The organism is Paraburkholderia sediminicola, assembly GCF_046026675.1.
GTDB classification, from domain to species: domain Bacteria; phylum Pseudomonadota; class Gammaproteobacteria; order Burkholderiales; family Burkholderiaceae; genus Paraburkholderia; species Paraburkholderia sediminicola_F.
In genome coordinates this window covers 153738-175157 of record NZ_JAQQEY010000003.1, presented here as the reverse complement: position 1 = coordinate 175157, position 21420 = coordinate 153738, and the positions used below count along the sequence as shown (strand labels likewise).

Sequence of the window (21420 nt, the reverse complement as noted above, 5' to 3'; positions counted from 1 at the left end):
AAATTACTTCCAGAGTCGCACCTTTCTTCCGCGCACGGAACTCCCGCCAGCTTCAAGGAACGTCGCCAAAAGGCTAAGAACCATCGTCCGTCCGTAGAAAAAACCCTGCCCAAACTCAGTTCCGGACCGATTGACTTCGGTGTGGTGAATGGCGCTCTCGACTCCCTCGGCAACCGCAATCGAGCCCAGTTCCCGCGCGGCATAAACAAGAGTTGCCAGCCGTTGCCGTCGCTCGCCGTCATCAAGAGCCAGTACGCTCCTATCAATCTTCAACAGATCAAATTGAAACGCCTTGTGAAAGGTCCAGTACGCGCCGACATTGGTTACCCCGGACATCGCTAACCTCACCCCCTTGGCTCTCAACGTGGTGACCGCATCAAGGACGCCTTCTGTTGGCGTCGCACAGTGTTCTTCGGGCATTTGCAACACCAGATGGGAGAGGATCGATCCTGCCGACCCGATCACATCTGAAACGAAGGTTGGACTTTCGACATGCCTGGCTGCAACCTTGATTCCGATGTGCAGCGACTTGGAAGCCACTAACGGCCCGAGTTCGCGAACCGCGGTCGAAAGAATGAAACGAGTGAGGGGGCGAATAAATGGCTTCTTCTCGATACAACTCATGTAGTGACTCGGGCCCAACCGCCCGTATTCCACGTTGTCCCATCGGATCAACGCATCGACCCCCACGCACCGTCCTTCGCGCAGACTAACCAATGGCTGATATTCCACGCGGAACTCCCCCTTTCTGAGGCCTGCCTTGGCGGCACGAACAAGCTTGGCATCGGGTGTTAGGTATCGCTGATAGACCGCCCGGAAGCAAAGCATAAGCAGGCATGTAAGCGCCAGCCACGAAACCAGCCACGCTGCAATCCCCACCAACACCCGTCGACTCACGCGTGTGCTGACATTTACAGCCGGACGAACAGTCGGCTCAAGCTTTGGCTGCGCCGATTCGGGCGCGCTGCCAGGCGCTGCTGCCACGGCGCCTCGATCGCAAGCGTGATCGTGCTCGCATCCGATAGATTCAGCCCCAGCCTCCTCGCCTTCAGGTGGTGAAGGATTGACAAATTCCGGGACGAGACCAGTGAACCTGGAACCAGAGGCCTGCGCCGGCGAACCGCTGGTATCGGACGCATTAGTATCAATGAAGGCCGTCGAGAGATCCGTGAGCGGCTGCGGAGCATCGGTTAGCGCATGACTTGATGGCGAACGTCGAACGCCAGCTTCGCGCTGCGGCGCGCTTATGAAAGAGTTGCACGTTGACCCGGCGAAATCGACGAGCTTCATTGGAGGTGCAGTTGCTCCACCCAATGTCGCTGGGATAAGAAGCACTTGATGATTTACGCAATCGGTGCCAGATTTCGAAGGTTCTGCGGCCTGCGATGAGGCAACAGGGTCGGACACAAACTCTCGACGTTCCTGTGCATAAGCGCTTGATATATTTAGGAATGCATTTAAAACGATGGCAAGCAGGCACTGCTTGCGCCCCCGCTGAAGCTTAGAGACAGACGCCTCGTCAAACCTCGACGATGGTAACTCCGGTTCTGCTTTCATGGTACAGCTTGACCCTTCCTGGTTGGTTGTTGTGTATCGCATCCGTGCCAGTTCGCATCTCCCAAGCAATGAATTTTTGCGATACCTCGCAATCGTTTGCCCGATGGTCAAGAGCATGTCAACTCGATAAACTGGCACGCCGGTTTATTGCCCTGCGACTCGAATGTCCTTGGGGTCGAGGTAGTATCTGCGAACAGGGAAGCGCAGCCGGTTAGCTAGCCGTCTGCCATGAATCGTGAGTCGAAAGCGTAAACGCACGGCCTTTGAGGCCTCTGCGTCGGCCGCCTGTAGACAACGCGGTCGGCCAGCCACATCGGGCGTAGCACAGCGCGTCCCATCCGACCGACAGCCACGTTGCTTTACATGCGTAACTTACCTCTCGTCTCCTCACCCCCCGGTAGCGAGGCGTTAATCTGCGTCGACCAGCCCGAAACCACCGGTCCGCATGCTGGTCCGGACCTGTCCAATGAAGCGGCCGTTTTCCACGCCGAGCGCGAACGTTGAACTTCGATCGTCCGTCGGACTAACTCGTCCGTGGAAAATCCGGACACTTCGTCGACGGCTGGGCAACCTCGACTAATCCCGCCGTCCGACTCGCGAAACATGGTCACACTCGGCGACCATGCTCGCGGCACCTTCAGCAACCGCCGCAATAATGTCGCGGCCAAATTCCTCCATCGCAGCTTGCCAATCTGTGGTGCCTACCAGGAAGTCGCGAGGGTCTTTACTTCGTTGTGCTTTTCGTATCGTCATCACGGATACAGCGATGGCGCGAGCCGTAGCGTAAAGAGACCTATCGCAGATAAACATCAAACGCTTTCCATATTTGAATGAGTCTTTTCCGGCAACTAGTGCAGCTTGGAGAAGTGACGCCCCCGTCACCCGGACCGCACATACGATCCATACAGCCTGATAGCTCGATCAATCGAGACGCGCGCCTCTGAAGTCGGTTTGGCTCCGTTCCCCTACGATTCTTCATGGCAATCGAAATCGTCATATTTGTGGCAGGCCGATTCATCGCTGCCGCGACGGTTATGGATCGGGGCCTCACTATAGAACTCCTCTTGCTCGACTTCACTCAACGAATTCAGCAGGCTCACAGTTCGCTCGTGGACCAACAGCCCGATCATCCCGGCCAAGGTACGACCGTAATGACTTGCTAACCGCTCAAGCTGGCGCTTCGTAGCTATAGGAATTACCGCGGTCAATCTCTCGAAGTTGCCACCAGGTCCGAGATTGCGCGCCCTAAATCGGCGCTGTTTTTCAGCGTTCGATATACCCATAGGCTCCTCAGGCCGTGGATCCAATTTCCTGCAAACCCGTGGCGGTGTTCAGGCACGTTCCCTTGCTACAACTATCGGCAGCACATGACTTTCCTGAAGGTGAACGGAACGGTTACACCGTAACCATCTCGATTGCCCGCTATTAAAGGTTCTGCTGCAGTAGCAGAGGCCGGTATGCTGCGGGACCGTACAGAATGATGTGAAATGAAAGCGCGGAGTCCGGCGGTAGCCAAAGTGCTGAAGCGGTTGCACTGTCCGCTCGAAATAATGTTGGTGTGCGTGCATTGGTAAGTGGCCTGCCCGCTGAGCCTGCGCAATCTCGGGGCGATGATGGCCGCACGCGGGATCGCGGTCGATCATTCGACCGTGCACCGGTGGGCCAACAAGCTTCTGCCGGTGCTTGAAAAGGCGTTCCGCCGCTACAGGCGCCCGGTCGACAAGAGCTGGCGGATGGACGAAACCTATGTGAAGGTCAGGGGCACGCCGGTGCGCTCGCATGCATCGTAGGCTAACGAAGTCCCGCGATGCTGACTTTAGAAACGATGCCGCAATGACAGCTTGACAGCGGTCTGCGTCGGAGTCGACGACTGACCCAAGGTGCTGATGGCCGCGACCGCCGCACGTCCTGTCGAATCGACACCTGACGCGTGCTGCCACACGCCAACCAGATTGATGTCAGTACGCTTGGAGAGCGAGTAGTTCGGACCGAAGTCGATCTGTGCGTATTTTGCCCGGGCCGCTTTCGTGTAGTCGAACGACGCACCGATCAGCAATGCGGGCGTAACGTAATAGCGGCCATTGATCTCATAACTGTTGAAACTCGCGTTTCCGGTGTTCGACGTCGACACAGTCCGCCGGATGTCCTGGAACCGCGCGTTCGTATAAACGAGTCCAATGCTGCCCTGACCAATCTTGTAAGAAGCCGCCGCGCCGAAAATCTGCCACACGTTTGCCGAAGCGAAGCCGTTGAACACGGGGGTTCTGCTCGGACTCACGTAGCCTGCCTGACCAGGCGAAAGCGCGCTGTCGAGTACGGATACCGAAGGATTGTTGATGTTGTCGTACGCGAGCGCAGCGCTCAGCGGACCATTCACGTACTTGAGTCCGAGCGCGTAGACGCGCCCCGATGCGAAATTGCCCGCTACCCCTCCGGGCGCGAACATGCCGCCCGCTTGCAGCCCGTGGAACTTCGGCGATTGATACTTCAGCGCGTTGTTCACGCGAAAGGTCGAGTTGAGATTGTCGAAATCGCCCGGATGCGTACCAAGCCATGCCCACATCGAAGTCGCGGCAATCGCGCCGATGAGCTCGGTCATCGGGTCATATTGGCGGCCGAGCGTCACCGCACCCCACGTGTTGCTGCTGAGGCCGACGAATGCCTGGCGGCCGAACTCACGGCCACCTTGCAGGAGCTTGCCGTTCGACGTGTCGAAGCCGTTTTCCAGCGTAAAGATCGCTTTCAGGCCACCGCCGAGATTTTCGCTGCCGCGCAGGCCCCAGCGGCTGCCGTTCGTCGGTCCGTTGACCATTTGCACATTCGAGTGCCCGGACTGGTTGTTCACATATACGAGTCCGGCATCGACGAAGCCGTACAGCGTGACTGAACTTTGGGCGTGGGCCGCGCCCGCGAGAAGCGGCAGGGTCAACAAGGCGATTCTGGTCTTTTTCATAAAGTCTCCGACATGACGAATCCACGCTTACTCGCGGGAGAGCGAGAAAGCGGAGGACATCGCTGGGTTTTCTAGATGGTTATTTCGACAGGGGTACTTCGATGCACCAGCCGGCAAGCGCAAGGACTCCCGGCTGAAACTGCTCTCCGGCCTAGTGCGTGGCGCCCGCCTCGACAACGACCGGACGGGAACCGTAGATACGGCCCATCACGTACACGCCGATACCGGCGACAAGCACGGGCCATGCCGAGAAACGGAAGATTTCCGCAGGCGTCCAATGCGCCGAATAGAGCATGCCCGCGACCAGCGGCCCCGCGATGCCGCCGAGCCTGCCGATGCCGAGCGCCCAGCCCACCCCTGTCGAGCGCAGGTTGAGCGGGTAGTAGACAGCCGCGAGTGCGATCACGCTTTTCTGTCCGCCGCTGATGCAGAAACCGGCGCAAAAGATCATCACCATCAGCCAGGCGACGCTGCCCGAGAACGCGTCACCCACCAGCCACATGAATACGCAGCCCGCGAGGTACATCACGGTCAGCGTCACATACGGGCCGACGCGGTCCATCGCAAGGCCAAGCGGCACTGCCGACAGCACGCCCGCTATCGTTGGCAGCGCCGTAACCCAGACAATCGTCGCGGGGGAATACTCCAGCCCCGTCAGCATGGTGGGCAACCAGCTCTGCATGAAGTAGAACTCGGCCAGATTCAGGAAGAAAATCAGCCACAGCAGCACCGTGCCCGCCGACGTGCGCCCTCTGACCAGCGCCGCGACGCTCGCATGCGCCTCGCCCTGATCTTCGAGTTGGAACGTGCTGCCGACCGGCACGTCGACACGGGGGAAAAGCCGCCGCAACACGGCACGCATTCGCTCATTGCCTTGCGGGCGCCGTTGCAGGAATGAAAGCGATTCTGGCAGCAGCCATGCGAGCGGCACCGTTAGCGCGAGCGGCGCGAACGCACCGACCAGCATCAGCGATTTCCAGCCGTACGTAGGAATGAGCATACCGGCGATGAGCCCGGCCACGACGAAGCCCAGTGAGAAGCCGCAATACACGAGCAGTACGAAGGTGGCGCGCAGCCGCTTCGGTGCGAATTCACAGGTCAACGCCACAGCGCTCGGCGCGGCTGCACCCAGGCCGATACCCGTCAGAAGGCGCAAACCGATTAGTTCGGTGACGTTGGTCGCGAACACGGTCAGCATGGTGAACACCGCGAACAGCACGGTGCTCATCAACATCATGCGTTTGTGGCCGAAGCGTGCCGACAGCGGCGCGATGGCAAGATAGCCGACCATCAGACCGACCAGCGCAGCGGAAAAAATCGAGCCGAGAATTTCGCGCGACAGATGCCAGTCTCGCGAAAGCACCGGCACGATGTAGCTGATCGCCTGCGTGTCGAAGCCGTCGAGGAACATCAACAGCGCGCACAGCAGTACCACGAGGCACTGCCCTGCGCCGACCTTCTGGCGTTCAATGACCTCGACTACGTCGATGAGGGGGGATGCCACGATATTTGTCTCCTGGTTATTGTGTGGAAAGAGTCAAGCTTTCTTTAAGAGCGGATATCCGTGTGAACGAAAGCGTCGCTAAAAAAATCATCCTCGGGCAGACCCGCTTCAATGAACGTGTCATGCGCGGCGCTCGTCATGGCCGGGTTGCCGCAGGCGTAGGCCTGATATCCGGCGAGCGAGCCGAAGTCTTCGAGCACCGTCTCGTGCACGAAGCCGCAGCGGCCAGTCCAGCCATCGTGCGGCTCGGAGAGCACTGGAACGAACGTCAGCATGCCGCGCGTGTGCCACTTCTGCGCCAGTTCGGCCAGGTACAGGTCTTCGAGGCGGCGCGCGCCCCAATACAAATAGAGAGGACGGTCGAGCTTGCGTTTGATCGCGTCCTCGACGATCGACTTGACCGGTGCGAAGCCCGTTCCGGTCGCCAGCAAGATCGCCGGGCTGGTCGAGTCGTCCTGTAGCGAGAATTCGCCGAACGGCAGTTCGACGCGCAGTTTGTGCCCTTTCTCAAGCCCACGCAGCATGCCGTCGGAAAACTTGCCGCCCGGCACGTGACGCACGTGCAGCTGGACCGTGTCGCTTTCGTGAGGTGGATTTGCCATCGAGTAATTGCGGCGGCTGCCGTCTTCGAGCTCGACCTGCAGATACTGGCCGGCGCGAAACTTCGCGCGCACACCGGCGGGCAGGCGCAGTTGCACAACACTCACGTCGGCAGCGGGCTGCGTGACGCGATACACGGACATGTCGAGCGTCTTGCGTACGACCGGCTCGCGCTTTTCAATCTTGCGCGGCGCGATCGTCATGTCCGAGGACGGCCGCAAGCAGCACAGCAGGACGCGCTCGGCGGGCCCTTGCAGATCGCCCTGCACGGACGAACGGCCGGCGCCGTCGACCACCCCGCCCTCGCAGGTCGAGCACACGCCTTTACGGCACGAATACGGCACGCTGTAACCCGCGCGCTCGGCGGCGTCGAGCAGGGTTTCGCCCGCCTCGCAGCGGAACGCGACATCGCTTTCCGCGATGGAAATCCGGTAATCCAAAATTTGACCTCGGTGATCGGTTAACATGTTTCAGTCGACCCGTGCGGAGAGCACGGTCCCGGTCGTCACAAGACGGATCGCGCTGAGCAGCGGCGCGGCATCGGCGCGCAACGTGCCAGCGATGTCGAAACCGCTGCCGTGTCCGACGCTCGAGAACACCACGCCCGCGCCGATCGACAGCGCCGCGGAATGACGGCCCGCGCGTAGCTTGACGGGAATGTGCCCCTGGTCGTGATACATCGCGACGAACACGTCGACATCGGAATTCGTCAGCAGCAGATCCGCGCCTTGGGGCCCGACTACGGCGATGCCTTCGTCGCGCAACTTCCGCGCGGCGGGTTCGGTGATCTCGATGTCCTCCCGTCCGAACAGCCCACCTTCGCCCGCATGCGGATTGATGCCCATTAGCCCGACCACTGGCCGTTCGACGCCCATCAATTGCAACGCCTCCACGGCGGCTCGCGCGGCGCGTTCGACGTGTCGCTGGTCGAGCCGCGCGAGCGCCGATGCGATGCCTTCGTGCAAGGTCGCATGAACGATGCGCAGGCCGCCGCCGATCAGCAGCAGGTACACGTCATCGGCCAGCATGCCCATTTCCCGGGCGACGAAACCCGGATAACCCGCGAAGCGCACACCGGACGCATTGATCGCCGTCTCTGAATGCGGACATGCGATCACGGCGTCAACGCTGCCCGCCCGCGCCGCGCGAAGCGCAGCGCAGACATAGGCGAGCGTTGCGGTGCCGGCCGCGGCGGTGACTTCGCCCGGCACGAACGCCGCAGCGGCCAGCGATGCGACGTCGACCATGTCGATCACGCCGGCTTCGGCGGTCGGCAAATCGTCCGCTGATACCTTCCGAAGCGTGAGTTCGGGACAGCAGCGCTGCGCATACCAGCGAATGACGAAGGCATCGCCGAACAGCACGACACTTGACGACGGATACGTCGCGGCCATCTCTCGAGCGCGCTGGGCGGCTGCCTTGACCGCGATTTCGGGGCCGATGCCGTTGGGGTCGCCGATCGCCAGCGCGACTCTCATGGCGCGGGACACTGCGTGCGTCATAGCGGCAGCGCCAGCAGTGTGTCGATACGCGAGCTGTCGCACACGACGATCCGTTCGCGCAGCTTCACGCCGCCCTCTGCCACCACGTACACATCGCAGTAACGGCCGGTGGCAAAAAGGCTCGTCGTGCCGTCACGCATGATGCGAGCCACCATGAACGAGGTTTCGCTGTGCGCTTCCTGCTCGTTCGCGCTTACGACGTAAGGTTGCCCGAGGAGATGCCGATAACTGTGGCGCTCGTAGATGTTGGCGTCGCGCAGCGAAGCAACGCGGTCGATCAGCATGCCGCGGGAGGCCGCATAGATCATGCTGCCCGCGAGGCCACGTTTGTAATTGTCGGCGGTGGTGACCTTGTATACGCATGCCTCGGTAAAGAAGTCAGGCCATTGCGCGAGATCGCCGTCGTCGATGCAGCGCGCGTATTCGGCCTGCGCGCGGGCAATCAGTTGCTGGATGTCTTGCGCCATTTTTCAATACCCCATTGCGTTGCGGTAGGCCTTCCAGAAGCCGCGAATCGACGCTTCCGTCACGCGGCTCTCGCTGCTTTCGGCGCTATCGCCGCCCATTTCGAGCACCGAGCGGCTCTCGCTCGCGCCGTCGATGCCGCGTTGCACGAAACCCCCGACGCATCCGTCTTCCATCGACACGTAGCCTGCCGGCCCCACCAGATTCGACTGGCGCAGGCGCATTTCGCGCAATTCCGGGGTGTCGTTTTCGAAGCCGAGGTAGGTCCAGTTCAGTTCGGTCTGCTGCGTACCGCGCGGCAGAATCTGGCGCACCGCGATCGCGTTCTGGATCTGCTGAAGCACAAAACCGGGAAACACCGAAAGAATCTGCAGCGTGACGCCGTCGCCGAATTCGTCCGTGCCTGCCAGCACCGAGGTGTCCTCGAGGTGGTGTTCGCTTTCGGAGCGGATCTTCTGCTCCGAGTAATCGCTGACGGCTTTTGCTTGCGCCGCAGCCTCCGCGGCATGATCGACGGCCGAGTAGCTGACGTGATGCCCGCCGCTGGGGTCGACGATGATGCCGCCGCGCTGCGACAGCCGGTTCAGCTGGAACGTCGTGAAAAACAGATGCAGGATGCTCGCGTGATACGAGTCCTTGACGTTCTCGAAGTAAAGCTTCCAGTTGTTCGGCAGCATCTGCGTGAAACGACCGAGCACGACCGGCGTGCGGTTTTCGAGCACACGCGCGATGCGCTCGACGATTTCCTCACCGAGATATTCATCGAGCGGCGCAACGTCGTCGGAAAAGCTGCCGAACACGAGGCCATGCAGCGTCGCAACGCGCAGCTTGCGCAGGCCGTGGTCGCCCTCGCAGAAGTCGGGCTTCATGCCGCCCTTGCCGTTGATGCCGTCCTTGAACGCGACACCCAGCAGATCGCCTTGCAGGTTGTATGTCCACGCGTGATAAACGCAGCTGAAATCTTTGGCGTTGCCCTGATCTTCAAGGCACACCATCGCGCCGCGATGCGCGCACCGGTTCTCGAACGCATACAGTTCGCCGTCGGTGTCACGCGTTACGACAACAGGCGAATCGCCGACGAAAGTACTGCGGAAGTCACCCGGATTCACCAACTCCGCTTCGAGACACAGGTAGCTCCAGTTCGGGCCGCGGAAAATCGCGTCCTGCTCGTCTGCGTACACGTCTTCATCCTGGAACAACGTGTAGGGAACGCGCGTGAGGCCTTCGGGCGGCCAAATGATGCTGGCGCGCCGTGCCGGCTTGATGGGGATGATGTTCAAGTTGCTCGCTCCATGTATTGCAAGGGCTCCGTTTAATGGTGCCGGTCTTCGTTAAAGACGGTCCGGTGAAAGTTGACAGCCTCGATTTAATGTGTTCGAATATCGTACATTATTCGATATTCGATTTAATATGACATCCGTCAACGAACCTGTCAACGGGCAGGAGGGCGAGTCGTCGCCCGAAGAAGACATCGAGTCAAGCGGCAAGGTGCGAGCGAAGGAAGGCATGGCGGGCCTTGCCAAGGGGCTGGCGATCATCGAGGCGTTCGGAGCGTCAACCACCCGCATGACCGTCTCGGATGCCGCCCATCTTGCGGATCTGAGCAGGCCCACGGCGCGCCGGTGCCTGCTCACACTCGTCGATCTCGGCTATCTGGCGCATGACGGTAAATTTTTTACGCCGCTGCCGCGCATGCTGAGGCTGGGCAGTGCGTACCTCAGCACGTCGTCGCTGACGCAGATCGCGCAACCGCTACTCGCGAATGCACGCGACGAGTTGCAGGAATCGGTATCGCTGGCGGTCATGGACGAGGGTTACTCGGTGTTCATCGCGCGCGCGGAAGCGGTCAGAATCGTCTCGACGGGGGTGAAGCTAGGCGGAAGATTGCCGGCCTATTGCTCGGCGACCGGACGCGTTCTGCTGTCCGGTCTGACGGAAGAGGAAATCCGCCGGCACCTCGCCAGTGTGCCGATGAAACGGTTGACCGATCGCACGCTCGCGAACAGCCAAGCCGTGTTGCGGGCCGTGAAGCGCGCAGCGGAAGACGGCTACGCAATAAGCAACGAGGAACTCGAGATCGGTATGTCGGCTATGGCCGTGCCGGTTAGAAACCGCAGCGGCGGGATCGAGGCCGCAGTTAGCGCGAGCGTGTTTTCGGGACGCGTCGACGTGGCAACCCTGAAGGAGAAGTTTCTTCCTGTTTTGAGAGCCGTTGCGGCGCGCCTGGAGCGCGCGCTTTAAGCGAGGAGCGTCGAGGCCATGGTCCGTTTTACTGCTCAGAAGCAGTTCAGCATTGCGAGATTTCAATGGTCGTCCGTGAATGTCTCAACTGTGCCAAGGCGGTCGTTCAGCGTCGGATCTGATTGCTGCGTGTCGAATGCCTGCGCAGGAAAAAAGCAAAGCACCGAAGTCGACCGTGAGAGACGGTCGGATAAATTGTGCGACGGGCCGCCTTCGCGCTCACATCAGACAGTCGGCCGTTACGCGCTGATTCGCCGCATCCTGGTCTTGCCACACGCCCGCGGACGCGGGTAAAGGTCGACCGGCGCCGCGGCGTGGGTGTCCACTTATGGCAGGCGGCAGGGCCACCCCCGCCCGGCCCGCAGCTCTTTCGATCGAGTCTGGCCACCGTCTCGCGGTGAGAGCGCCGACAGTCAATGTCACTCCGGGAATCCCTCCGCTTCAACCTGATCATCGCGCTGACGCATGAGCCAATAGACCCCACCCAGTGCCAGAAGTGCGACGGCCAGCGCGCCAATCCGGGAAGGATCAGTGTTCGGATCAAGAATGATGAATTTGCGCGCGATCGCGAGCAAAGCGATCAGTACGACCGTTTTCACCTGCACGATATGGTCGCGTCGAAGCATCACGCGAATGATGGAGTGCTTGAACTCCATTGCAATCAGCAACGTCATGATCATGCCGAAGACCGTCTGGAACACAGCATGATCCAGCGGGTTCAGCGCTTCCCACACGAGCAATACGACTACCGCGCGGATGAGTTGCCACAGTGATATGGCGATGATTACGGAAATGACGCCGCTCAGGATATGCGCGACTGCCTGTTCGAAGCGCTCGTAAAAGCCAAGGACGCGCGGCTCCAACCGCAGTGCGTTCATCACTCTGCTGGCCACATTCATGTTCTCATTCATGGTGAACTTCCAGGTTGTTCATGGTTGCTGTCGTAGGCGGGTCATTTCCAGCTATACCTGTGTGGGTCAAGGTTTTCTTCCTCGTTGAAGCGTGTTTGCGAACCTCTTTTGAGCGTGTCGTATGCGCGCCGTTAGCGGTGTCGGTCCCGCAGTGCCGCCGGGTGGCGTGGCGAATGATTGCCACGCCACCCGGGCACGCTACCGATCGACCGTACACGCCGAAGAACTTACTTGATCTCGATCTTCCTGACCGCGGAGCGCGCGGAAGCCGTTTTCGGCAAACGAAGCGTCAGGACGCCCTTGTCAAACTTCGCATCCACCTTGTCGACGTCGACCCCTTCGGGCAGCGGAATCGTGCGAGTGAATGAGCCGTATGACCGTTCCAGCCGGTAGCAGCCGTTTTCCTCGCTCCTCGTGTCCTGCTTCTTCTCGCCACGCAGAACGAGGACGCCGTCTTCGATGGACGTCTGCAAGTTCTCGCGATCCATGCCCGGCAACTCAGCGGTGATGCGCAGCGCGTCGCCGTCGTCGACGACATCGATGCGTGGCTGGAACCGCGACGAACTGAAGTCGCCGAACCATCGGTCAAGACCACCGACGCCTGCGAACGGATCGTGCAGCAACTCGCCCATCACCCGCCACGGGTCCGATGAGAAGAGCCGGGACACATCGGGCCACTCGGCCAGCCAGTGCTTCGACGTTGGTGCACTGGGCGACGATTGCTCGCCGTTTTTTTCGGTTTGCGTTTTGCGCAGGAATTTGAACGGCTTCCATTTGCCTAGATCAGTGTTCATTTCATCCTCCTACAAATTGCAAGATGATTGACGTACGGTGCACGTGGAAAAGTCCGACCTCGCTCAAACGTGCTACACGGCCAAACCCAACGCTTGCACCGATTCACCCCATACACCGCGATTGATCAGTTGAACGGCGTATTGCATCGCTTCGCGCTCAGCTTCCTGCTGACTGCGCCACCGTTCGCCGTAACGCGGCAGGTGCCAGTCGGCCAGCACGTCGCCGTTCATGCAGATCTGCACGATCGCCACATAGCCGTCAGGGGCGGATGCCGGCGTGTGAATGTATCGAACCGGCACGGTACGGATGTTGATCTGATGCCCTTTCCAGGACTCTTGTGTGACGCTTTCCATTGCAAACTCCCAGAAATGCAATGGTGGCGCCCAGCGGCGCGCCACCAGGTTTCCTCATTGTCGTAATGGTGTGCTCCGGGTTACCCGACCCTGACCTCGATGCGACGAGGCTGAGCCTTTTCGCTGCGCGGAATGCGCAGCTTCAGCACGCCGTCCTGCAGGTTCGCTTCGATCTTTGCCGTGTCGAAGTCCGGACTCAGCGTGAAGGCCCGGAAGTAGCTGGGCGCCGGCATTTCGGCATGCCGCAGCCGCAAGCCGTCGGGTGTAGGCACGCGTGCCTCGGCCTCGATCACGAGGTTGCCGTCCTGCACCTTCACATCGAGTCGGTCCTTCGAAACGCCGGGTAGATCGGCCGCAACCGTGATGCCCGTTTGGTCCTCGAAGACATCGACGGCCGGCACGATGGTTGCCCTGCGTTCCACGGACTTCGGCTGCGTGCCCGGCGTCACACTGGTTTGCTGTTCGCGTTCGATAACTTGAGTGGTATCGCTCATGGCTCTCTCCTCAAATCATTGGACCGTAATCGACCGCGGCTTCGACGACTCGTGCTTGCTCACCGTCACGCACAGACAGCCGTCCACATAACGCGCCTGCACCTTGTCAGGGTTAGCGTTCTGCGGTAGTTCGATGAGCCGCCTGAAGGTGCCGGCGAAGCGCTCCCCGGCGTAGACCTTCCGGTCGCTGTCGCCGTCGGGCGTTGCTGACTTGCGCTCGCCGCTGATCGTCAACAGGCCCTTGTCGATCGAAACATCGAGTTCGTCCGGCTTCATGCCGGGCGCGAATGCGACGATCTCGATGGTGTCGTCGGTGACGCCGAGGTTGACTTGCGGGAACGCACCGCGCCTGACGGAGCGGATGCTGGACGGGAAGCCTCCGAAGAGTTCATCGATCTGCCGCTGCAAGCGGTTGAACTCGCTGAAGAGGTCGCTCCCGAAGTAGAGATCACTCATGGTCGTATCCTCCTTTTCAAACACGAAAGGAAGGCGAACGGGCGTACGCGCTCCAGTTCGCCTGCCAAGCCTCTGACAAACAAATCGAAACACGCAGCGCGATAACGCGACTGCCTGAGCGAGATCCAGAATAGGAACGCCCGCGCAAAATTTCAAGGGAATGTGCTGGATCGTCGCAGGGTCACGTCGCGCGATCCTTGAAATCCGCTCTGTCGCCCCTATTCTCGGCGCATTGCGTTTTTTCACAAGGAGGCGAGTATCGATTTCGACGTGGAATGGCTGACGCTGGGCAAACACCGGGTCAGGCTGCGCTCGACGCGAGGTTTTCCGACGGAGACGTTGCGCACGGTCGCCGACGTGGCGCGTCTCGCGATTGAAAACAACATGAGCGCGCGTGCGCGGCTCGTGGAAGTCGTGTTTCGGGATCAGGACAACGCGTATGACGTCGTCGGCACCATCGTGGCGGAAGACCGCCTTTGCGCCGCACAGTTAGAGGTGGCGCTGGCTACCGTGCTCGGCTTGCTGCCCGAGCAGCTGACGCTGATGGTGAACACGGTTGCGCAGGACGAGGTCGAGCTGAATTTTGGTGTCTATGAACGCCTGCTCGCACAAAAACTCGGCTCGGTGCCGCCGATTCAGTGAGCGAAACTCGCGGCGTCCCGACGGCCTTCGCGCTCCTGCGACCATCCGGCGCACCCCCTTGAAATTTCGCGGGGGCGTTCCTATTCTGGGTTTCGCTCAGGCAGTCGCGTTAGCGCGCTGCGCGTTTCGATTTGTTTGCCCGAGGCTTGGCAGGCGAACTGGAGCGCGTACGCCCGTTCGCCTCTTTTCAGCGTCTTGAAGGAGGATACGACCATGAGTGACCTGAGGTCCGGCCGCCGGGCGGATTCTTTCTATGGGTGGAACTTCCAGAAGGAGTCGAGGCAGTGCAGTTGTTCGAGATGGCGAAAGCGCACGAAATTGCGATAGCACCCGGTGCAATCTTTTCATGCAGCTGCGAATTTCGCCGTCACATCCGGCTTAACTATGGCCGTCCGTGGACCCCGGACGTTGAAAAGGCGATGCACACTTTGGGCATGTTGGCGAGGCGAGCAATGGCTCAGCAAGGGGCAGCCCGGCATGCTGGGCGCGAAGGAGCGGAATAAATAGCGCACGTTGGCCTGCGCTTTCAGGCCGACGTTCGAACGGCAGCTCTTCGATTTCGCGCAGGCTTAACTGGAACCTGAAGTACCACCGAACAGCGCAATTGATGGCGACTGCGGAAAGCGATGGCCGTGGTAGTGTGATTTCGTCTTTTCCATCGACACATCTTATGCGCTCAGCCCACCAACGTGACAATGCCGCGGATAGTGCAAACGCTTGAGCGCCTTCGCCACAACCGGATTCAGGTTCTGCTTCATCGATCAGATCGTTCGTTCCCGGGGCTTCAGCATAGCAGGTCCCTTATTGCGAAAAAGCCACTGAAGCTCCTTATGGACGACGCGCCAGCGGCTCGCGTGCGGTGCGCGGCGCATCCCTGCGCGTGCCGAACAGCGTGTCGCAGATGGGAAACGTCAGGTTGAAGTTTTGCGTCGCCATCAGTTCGGGATCGTGGTGCGTGACGTGCAAGCGCCGCACGGTATTGACGAACGGAACGCGGTCGAGCAACGGGCTGTCGGTGACGTGCGACAGTGTGTGCAGCCCCTCGTACATCAGGTAGTACGCCGCCATCGTGAGCAGCGCGATATATCCTGCGTTGCGCGAAAACACATAACCAATGAAGAGTGCGAACGGCACTGCGGCCAGCACAAACGCGACCGGCGCAAACGGCGGAAACAATAAGGCGCGCCAGTGCCGCTGGCCCTTGTATTCGAGCGTGACGTGCGTGAAGAACCTGTGATGGACCGCGCAGTGCCGCTTGTAAATCATGCTGAAGTACTTCGTCGGGCGATGCAGCACGTAGCGATGCGCGGCCCACTCCGCCCAGTTGCCGAACAGAAAGAGCGGAATGACCGCCAGCCATTCGGCAAGCGTGGGAGCATGAAGCCGCGTGAAACAATACGCGATCACTCCACCCGTGAAAAGCAGCGTGAAGCCAAGGTGCATTTCACCGCGATACCAGGGTGGCGTGGCCGCCACATAATCGTCGCGAAACTGGTATGAACGCGCGCGAACGTCCTCGTCGTATTTCATATATGTCTCCTGTATCTGAGCGATGCGGGCGCGCTTTTGCGCCCGCTGGAATGCACTAGGCGGTCTCGCAAGCTGTGCCGTTATCGAGCTTGCCGCGGGTCTCCGGCACGATGAACGCCCCGACCAGGAAAATTACGCTGATCGCCCCGGCGAAGATCGCAAGCGTCATCGGCAACTGGCTGGCGTCTTTTGCCACCAGCGAGACGGCGGTCGGCATCATCCCGCCGATCGCGAACCCGATGTTCCATGACAGCCCCGTGCCAGTGGCGCGAATCGCGGTCGGAAAGCGTTCGTTCAGGAAGATCAGAATCGACGCGTAGCCGGCGCTGCCGAGCGCGCTCAGAATCACCGCGTAGACGCCGACCATCGTGATGCTTTGCGCTGTGGGCAGCAGCAGGAATAGCGCAGGCAGCGCGATCAGGCGAATCAGGCCGATCCAGACGAACGCGCTTTTGCGTCCGATGAAGGTGCTCAGATGTCCCGCCGCGATGGACGCGATGACCACCGCGACGCTGGAGATCATCAGAATCGCGGCCGCGGCGCCGTTCGGTGCGTGACTCACCACCTTGAGGAAGGTCGGCAGGTAGCCGGACGTGAGGTAATAGCCGCTACCGCCGCCGATCGTCAGCAGCAGATTGACTAACAGAATCGAGCGATAGTCGCGTGAAAACAGCGTGCGGATCGGCGAGCGTACGACCTCGACCGGTGCGGCCGTGTTCTGCATTGCGGCCTTGGCGGCCTTCTCGGCGGCCAGCTTCTTCCACAGCGGCGACTCTTCCAGACGGCTCTGTCAGGTTGATGATGAGGCGGCGGTAGAATGAAGTGATGAAGAAAACGAAATCTCTTTATCACGGTCATCGCTTCCCTGCCGTCGTCATCAGCTGCGCGGTTCGCTGGTATTTCCGGTTCAGCCTGAGCCTGCGCGACATCGAGGAGTTGTTGCTCGAGCGTGGTGTCGTGGTCACATACGAAACGATCCGTTGCTGGTGCGACAAATTCGGAGCTGGATTCGCCCATTGCGCCAAAGCGGCGCGGCGCAAGCCGGGCAGCACATGGCATCTGGACGAGATGTTCGTGACGCTGCGCGGCGAGCCGTATCTGTTGTGGCGAGCGGTCGGCGAACATGGTGCCGAACTCGACGTGCTGGTGCAAAAGCAGCGCGACAAGGCTGCGGCAAAGCGCTTCTTCCGAAGAGTGCTGCGTTCAAACCCGGTGCCGCGCAAGATCGTTACCGACCAGCTGCGCAGCTATCCGGCGGCGAAGGCTGACATTCCCGAGCTCGCTCATGTGAAGCACGTTTTCGTCAAGGCGGCTGCACGTGTGAACAACCGTGCCGAGAACAGCCACCAGCCGACCCGCAGGCGCGAACGCCAGATGTGCGGCTTTCGCGATGCGCGTCGCACGCAAGCGTTTCTCTCAAGTTTTGGCCCGATCCGGCAGCACTTCGCGTTGCCCAGGCATCAGATGAACGCGGCACGCCATCGTGCCGTACTCCGGGAACGCTTCGCCGCATGGCATGGTTGGACCGTTACTGGTACAGTCGAGAAAGTTATCTGATAAGGATAACTACTCTTGACGTAGACAAGTAGCCTGCGACCGCCAACTTGACAGAGCCATTGGCAGGCAAGTCCGCACCCGGGCCAAATGCGATCCGCGTCTGGCCGGCCATGGATACGAAGCACGCCGGTGATTGCCCCTCCTGCGGCATGTTGAGGGCGCCTTATTCGAGCTGGAACACCGCCACGGCGGTGCGCAGCTTGCCGCCCTGGTCTTCGAGCGATTGAGCCGCTGCAGCCGCCTCTTCCACCAGCGCCGCGTTCTGCTGCGTCACTTCGTCCATCTGCGAGACCGCGCGCGCCACCTGGTCGATATCGTTGCTCTGCTCCTCGGAGGCTGCCGCAATCTCGCCCATGATGCCGCTGACGCGCTGCACCGCACTAATGATCTCCGTCATCGTGCGGCCCGCCTGGTCAACCAGCGCCGAGCCGGACTGCACTCGCTCCACCGAGGTATCGATCAATACCTTGATTTCCTTGGCCGCCGCCGACGAGCGCTGCGCGAGACTGCGCACCTCTGCCGCCACCACCGCGAAGCCGCGGCCCTCTTCGCCGGCGCGGGCCGCTTCGACCGCGGCATTGAGCGCCAGAATGTTGGTCTGGAAGGCAATCCCCTCGATGATAGTAATGATGTCGGCGATCTTCGCGGAACTCTGATTGATGTCACCCATCGTCCCGACCACCTGCCCGACCACCGCGTTGCCGCGGTTAGCGATCTCCGACGCATTGGCGGCCAGCGAACTTGCCTGGCGAGCGCCTTCGGCGTTGTGCTTCACGGTGCCGGTCAACTGTTCCATGCTCGATGCGGTTTCCTGCAAGGCCGACGCCTGCTCTTCCGTGCGGGACGACAGGTCGAGGTTACCCGCGGCGATCTGGCGCGTGGCTGTCGCGATCGATTCGCTGCCGACGCGCACGGAGCGCACCGTTTCGGTCAGGCTACGCTGCATCTTTGCGATACCCGAGAGCAGGAGACCCATTTCGTCACGCGAGCGCACCTCAACGGGGCGGCGCAGATCACCCGCCGCGATCGCGTCAAAATGCTCAAGCGCTTCGGCCAGCGGTTGGGTAATCGCCCGGCGCAGCGTCACATACGAGAACAGCGCCGCTGCCAGTCCCAGCACGAGCTCACCGAAGCTTACGAAACGGAATGCTCCGAAAGCGCTTTGCGCCGCGCGGTACCCCTCGTGGGCCCCGGTAAACTGAAACTTGCGAAGCCCGTCGTCGGCCGCCGTCATATCGCTATAGGCGGCTTGCACCTGTCTCACGCCGTCTCCGAGCTTCGGTTTGTCGTTCGCCAAGACGCTGGACGCGAACGCATCCATCGACCGATGCAACGCATCGCGTTTGCCCACGACGTCCTGCGCGAGCCGATCTTCGTCCGCGCTGCGCGGAAGATCGAGATACTCCTTCCACCACATGTCCGACCTGACGCGCATCGCGCGTGCCCGTTCGAGCACGGCGGCCACGTCTGGGGTCCCGCTTAGGATGGCTCCCTGATCGAGCGCGAAACGTTCGTGCGCCGCGAAAATCTCGGCGTTGGCGATGGCGACAGCGCTTGGCATCTGAGTGGTCAACGTCTCGTTATAGGCGGCGTTCGAGCGACTCATGCCGAGCAGACCGAGAACACTGGTGACCACCAGCAGCGCTGCGAGAAACGCCATTGTCAGGCCGATCCGTGCTTTTATCGTGATGCCCTTGTTCAGCATACTTGCTCCTGTGACTTATCTGGCGGGCGGTGATTGGATTCGATGTCGTCGTCGCCAAACAGGTGCGCCAGCACGCACCATGCAAGCTGGCGCAAGCCGATAGGCTCAAAAGAAATGGTGCACACCCACGCGAAACGCAGTCTGGTTCGGCCCGCTTGCGGCCGCCAGAAGTGGCATCGCTGCATTGCCCGCGCCGTCCGCACGCTGATACGTGACCTGGGCGTAGATGATTGTGCGATTGGAAAGCGAATACACGTCTCCTACGCCCACTTCGTCATACCGTGTTTCCCCGAGCCACGATACATATCCGCCCATCGTCACGGTATTCGCGAAGTTGGTGTTGTAGTCAGCACCCAGTTCGACCGTGCGCATTCGCACGGAGTCGGCCGCGGTCGCGAGGTTCACCTGCGTGAGCACGCCATGAACCTGGAGCTTGTCCGTCGCCTTGTATAACGCAGAAAGACCCGCGATGTCCTGACGCTGCGCGGTAAAGAGTGCACCGTTGGCAAGTGATTCGCCAAGGAAACTCGTTTCGCCCAGACCAGAGACGAGATTGATCACATGGTTTCGCCAACTGCTATACACCGCGGACACGCGGAACGGCCCCCTGGAATAGACAAGGTCCGCACTGTAGACCCTGCCGGGCTGTGTACTCGAATCGTCGAAGCCGTAAATGCCGCTCGCGTTGAACCCGTCAATCGTCGGCGTCGTGTATTTCACCGAGTTGTTGATCGAATCACCGGTGATGCCCAGATTGTCGAGATTGGCGGGGTGAAAGAGATAAAAACTGTATTGCACACTCCCGTTCGAATTGACCCGCAGCGCATCGGTCGCCAGATCAAGTTGGCGACCGAGCGTGAGCGTCCCGTAATGAGGACTTGATAGCCCGACCCACGCGAACTGGCTGAATGCATTGCTGGCAATCGTCCCCTGACCAGTGTTGGATTTAAAGCCATTTTGCAGGGCAAAGACGGCACTCAACTGATTGCCGAGGTCTTCCGTCCCGCGAAAGCCATAGAAGTCAGGCACAGCAACCGGCCCCACCGTCGCGGTTCCACTGCCTTTTGCGTTCGAGTTGTAGGTGATGCCTTCGTCAATGCTTCCGTATAGCGTGACGCTGCTTTGCGCGTGGGCTCCGGTAGTCAAAGTCGCAAGCAGAAGTGCCAGCAGCGCTTTTCTCATTTGGTTGGTCTCCTCGTTATTTAGATTCGGATTGCGTGTCGGCGTGTTGGCATGTTCGTGTGCAAGGACAGATGAGACATTCCTTTTATTTCGGTTACCTAATTTATTTAATCTGTCGCCCGTCTGCAGGTTGATGATTTACTTATTGCGCGGCGCTGGAAGGTCTCGAAACGCTTCGCAAGACACCGCAACTTCCGCAATCCGGCCGGTCAATGCATCCGGTAGGCCGCGAAGGCGGCGATCACTACGACCAGCCCGATTGCAACAAGCCATATGCGGCCACCGCTCGTCGTCCCCTTTGCAACGGCCTGCCGCGCCGGCGCCGTGTGCGGCCGCGTCTCGACGGGCGGGTGCATTGACGCCGAGTCCGGTTGCGCCTCAGCCGGTCCCGTGATCGCCGCGGTGAAATGACGGAAGAAGTCTTCGGCCATCTTTCTCGCGACGCCATCAATCAAACGCGCCCCTACCTGCGCGAGCCGGCCGCCCACCTGAGCGTGTGCACGATAAACTAGCCGCGTACCGTCGCCCTCGGCCTGAAGATTCACATGCGCGCCTCCCTTGCCAAACCCCGCCGCGCCGCCGGAACCTTCGAAAGTCAGCGAATACGACTCGGGAGCCTGCAGATCCGTCAACGTCAGTTTGCCGTTGAAACGCGCCTTCACGGGGCCGACCGCCGCCGCCATCACCACCTTGTAGTGGTTATCTTCGACACGCTCCAGCGACTCGCATCCCGGCACGCAGACGCGCAGTATTTCTGGATCGTTCAGCGCTTCCCATACGCGTTCACGCGGCAACTGCAAGATTTGTTCGCCCGTCAATTCCATGCTGGTCTCCTTTTGCTACGGACAACGCGCGCGGCTTGCTCGCCAGGGGCGACATCAGCGCTACGGTTGAGCCGTGAGTTGGGTGCCATCTCGCCCGGACCGCGTCCTGTACTTCCATACTGCGTTCGGGAAGCCAGGAGCGTCGTCGA

20 protein-coding genes and 3 pseudogenes are annotated in these 21420 nt (G+C 60.5%); 4 read left to right on the top strand and 19 right to left on the bottom strand.

The annotated features are described in order from the left end of the window. Nucleotides 1-3: 3 nt before the first annotated feature. Nucleotides 4-1557 carry an EAL domain-containing protein gene (locus PQQ86_RS38955; protein ID WP_408279587.1) on the bottom strand — a complete coding sequence of 518 codons (1554 nt, stop codon included), beginning with the start codon at nt 1555-1557 and terminating at the stop codon, nt 4-6. Nucleotides 1558-2522: 965 nt separating this feature from the next. Further along, entirely contained in the window at nt 2523-2840 is a 318-nt protein-coding gene (locus PQQ86_RS38950; RefSeq protein ID WP_408279586.1) for a hypothetical protein, read from the bottom strand. A gap of 204 nt (nt 2841-3044) precedes the next feature. Here PQQ86_RS38950 and PQQ86_RS38945 point away from each other — a divergent pair. Next, a pseudogene (locus PQQ86_RS38945) lies at nt 3045-3320 on the top strand (IS6 family transposase); the annotation flags it as partial. Nucleotides 3321-3373: 53 nt separating this feature from the next. Here the strand turns inward: PQQ86_RS38945 and PQQ86_RS38940 are convergent. From PQQ86_RS38940 to PQQ86_RS38915, 6 genes are all read right to left on the bottom strand, one after another. Beyond that, nucleotides 3374-4510: a porin gene (locus PQQ86_RS38940; RefSeq protein WP_408279585.1), complete on the bottom strand. Its 1137-nt coding sequence runs from the start codon at nt 4508-4510 to the stop codon at nt 3374-3376. A gap of 151 nt (nt 4511-4661) precedes the next feature. Beyond that, a complete protein-coding gene (locus PQQ86_RS38935; protein WP_408279584.1) occupies nt 4662-6014 on the bottom strand; it encodes an MFS transporter in 1353 nt (450 codons plus the stop codon). Nucleotides 6015-6058: 44 nt separating this feature from the next. Then, the gene (locus PQQ86_RS38930; protein WP_408279583.1) at nt 6059-7054 is read right to left on the bottom strand and encodes a 2Fe-2S iron-sulfur cluster-binding protein; all 996 of its coding nucleotides are present in this window, start codon (nt 7052-7054) and stop codon (nt 6059-6061) included. Between the two features lie 30 nt (nt 7055-7084). Further along, nucleotides 7085-8116, bottom strand: a complete 1032-nt coding sequence (locus tag PQQ86_RS38925) for a PdxA family dehydrogenase (protein WP_408279582.1) — start codon at nt 8114-8116, stop codon at nt 7085-7087. Further along, on the bottom strand, nt 8113-8583 hold the full coding sequence (locus tag PQQ86_RS38920; protein ID WP_408279581.1) for an aromatic-ring-hydroxylating dioxygenase subunit beta: 471 nt from the start codon (nt 8581-8583) through the stop codon (nt 8113-8115). The genes PQQ86_RS38925 and PQQ86_RS38920 overlap by 4 nt, the downstream gene beginning before the upstream one ends. A gap of 3 nt (nt 8584-8586) precedes the next feature. Then, a complete protein-coding gene (locus PQQ86_RS38915; RefSeq protein ID WP_408279580.1) occupies nt 8587-9861 on the bottom strand; it encodes an aromatic ring-hydroxylating dioxygenase subunit alpha in 1275 nt (424 codons plus the stop codon). Nucleotides 9862-9991: 130 nt separating this feature from the next. Between PQQ86_RS38915 and PQQ86_RS38910 the strand changes: the two genes are divergently transcribed. After that, nucleotides 9992-10822 (top strand): IclR family transcriptional regulator domain-containing protein, encoded by an 831-nt coding sequence (locus PQQ86_RS38910; RefSeq protein ID WP_408279579.1) that lies wholly within the window; start codon nt 9992-9994, stop codon nt 10820-10822. A 419-nt stretch (nt 10823-11241) separates the two neighbouring features. Here the strand turns inward: PQQ86_RS38910 and PQQ86_RS38905 are convergent, their stop codons facing one another. From PQQ86_RS38905 to PQQ86_RS38885, 5 genes are all read right to left on the bottom strand, one after another. Then, nucleotides 11242-11721, bottom strand: a complete 480-nt coding sequence (locus PQQ86_RS38905) for a phosphate-starvation-inducible PsiE family protein (RefSeq protein ID WP_459252437.1) — start codon at nt 11719-11721, stop codon at nt 11242-11244. Nucleotides 11722-11960: 239 nt separating this feature from the next. Then, nucleotides 11961-12527: an Hsp20/alpha crystallin family protein gene (locus PQQ86_RS38900; protein WP_408279578.1), complete on the bottom strand. Its 567-nt coding sequence runs from the start codon at nt 12525-12527 to the stop codon at nt 11961-11963. Nucleotides 12528-12599: 72 nt separating this feature from the next. After that, nucleotides 12600-12881: a hypothetical protein gene (locus tag PQQ86_RS38895; protein ID WP_408279577.1), complete on the bottom strand. Its 282-nt coding sequence runs from the start codon at nt 12879-12881 to the stop codon at nt 12600-12602. Nucleotides 12882-12961: 80 nt separating this feature from the next. Beyond that, a complete protein-coding gene (locus tag PQQ86_RS38890) occupies nt 12962-13375 on the bottom strand; it encodes an Hsp20/alpha crystallin family protein (RefSeq protein WP_408279576.1) in 414 nt (137 codons plus the stop codon). A gap of 15 nt (nt 13376-13390) precedes the next feature. After that, on the bottom strand, nt 13391-13831 hold the full coding sequence (locus PQQ86_RS38885; protein WP_408279575.1) for an Hsp20/alpha crystallin family protein: 441 nt from the start codon (nt 13829-13831) through the stop codon (nt 13391-13393). A 258-nt stretch (nt 13832-14089) separates the two neighbouring features. Between PQQ86_RS38885 and PQQ86_RS38880 the strand changes: the two genes are divergently transcribed. Further along, nucleotides 14090-14473, top strand: coding sequence for a hypothetical protein (locus tag PQQ86_RS38880; RefSeq protein WP_408279737.1), 384 nt, complete (start codon nt 14090-14092; stop codon nt 14471-14473). A gap of 534 nt (nt 14474-15007) precedes the next feature. On the opposite strand, the pseudogene PQQ86_RS38875 reads toward PQQ86_RS38880, so the two are convergent. The 3 genes and pseudogenes from PQQ86_RS38875 to PQQ86_RS38865 form a co-directional block, all read right to left on the bottom strand. Next, a pseudogene (locus tag PQQ86_RS38875) lies at nt 15008-15132 on the bottom strand (IS6 family transposase); the annotation flags it as partial. 169 nt (nt 15133-15301) lie between these two features. After that, on the bottom strand, nt 15302-16003 hold the full coding sequence (locus PQQ86_RS38870) for a sterol desaturase family protein (protein ID WP_408267042.1): 702 nt from the start codon (nt 16001-16003) through the stop codon (nt 15302-15304). A gap of 55 nt (nt 16004-16058) precedes the next feature. Next, nucleotides 16059-16784: pseudogene (locus tag PQQ86_RS38865) on the bottom strand (MFS transporter); the annotation flags it as partial. 44 nt (nt 16785-16828) lie between these two features. On the opposite strand from PQQ86_RS38865, the gene PQQ86_RS38860 reads away from it, so the two are divergent. Next, nucleotides 16829-17560, top strand: a complete 732-nt coding sequence (locus tag PQQ86_RS38860; protein WP_408279574.1) for an IS6 family transposase — start codon at nt 16829-16831, stop codon at nt 17558-17560. Nucleotides 17561-17723: 163 nt separating this feature from the next. On the opposite strand, the gene PQQ86_RS38855 is transcribed toward PQQ86_RS38860, so the two are convergent. The 3 genes from PQQ86_RS38855 to PQQ86_RS38845 form a co-directional block, all read right to left on the bottom strand. Then, complete coding sequence (locus PQQ86_RS38855; protein ID WP_408279573.1) at nt 17724-19265, bottom strand: methyl-accepting chemotaxis protein; 1542 nt, start codon at nt 19263-19265, stop codon at nt 17724-17726. A gap of 105 nt (nt 19266-19370) precedes the next feature. Continuing rightward, nucleotides 19371-20447, bottom strand: a complete 1077-nt coding sequence (locus PQQ86_RS38850; protein ID WP_408279572.1) for a porin — start codon at nt 20445-20447, stop codon at nt 19371-19373. Between the two features lie 209 nt (nt 20448-20656). Then, the gene (locus PQQ86_RS38845) at nt 20657-21271 is read right to left on the bottom strand and encodes an SRPBCC family protein (protein ID WP_408279571.1); all 615 of its coding nucleotides are present in this window, start codon (nt 21269-21271) and stop codon (nt 20657-20659) included. Between the last annotated feature and the right edge of the window lie 149 nt (nt 21272-21420).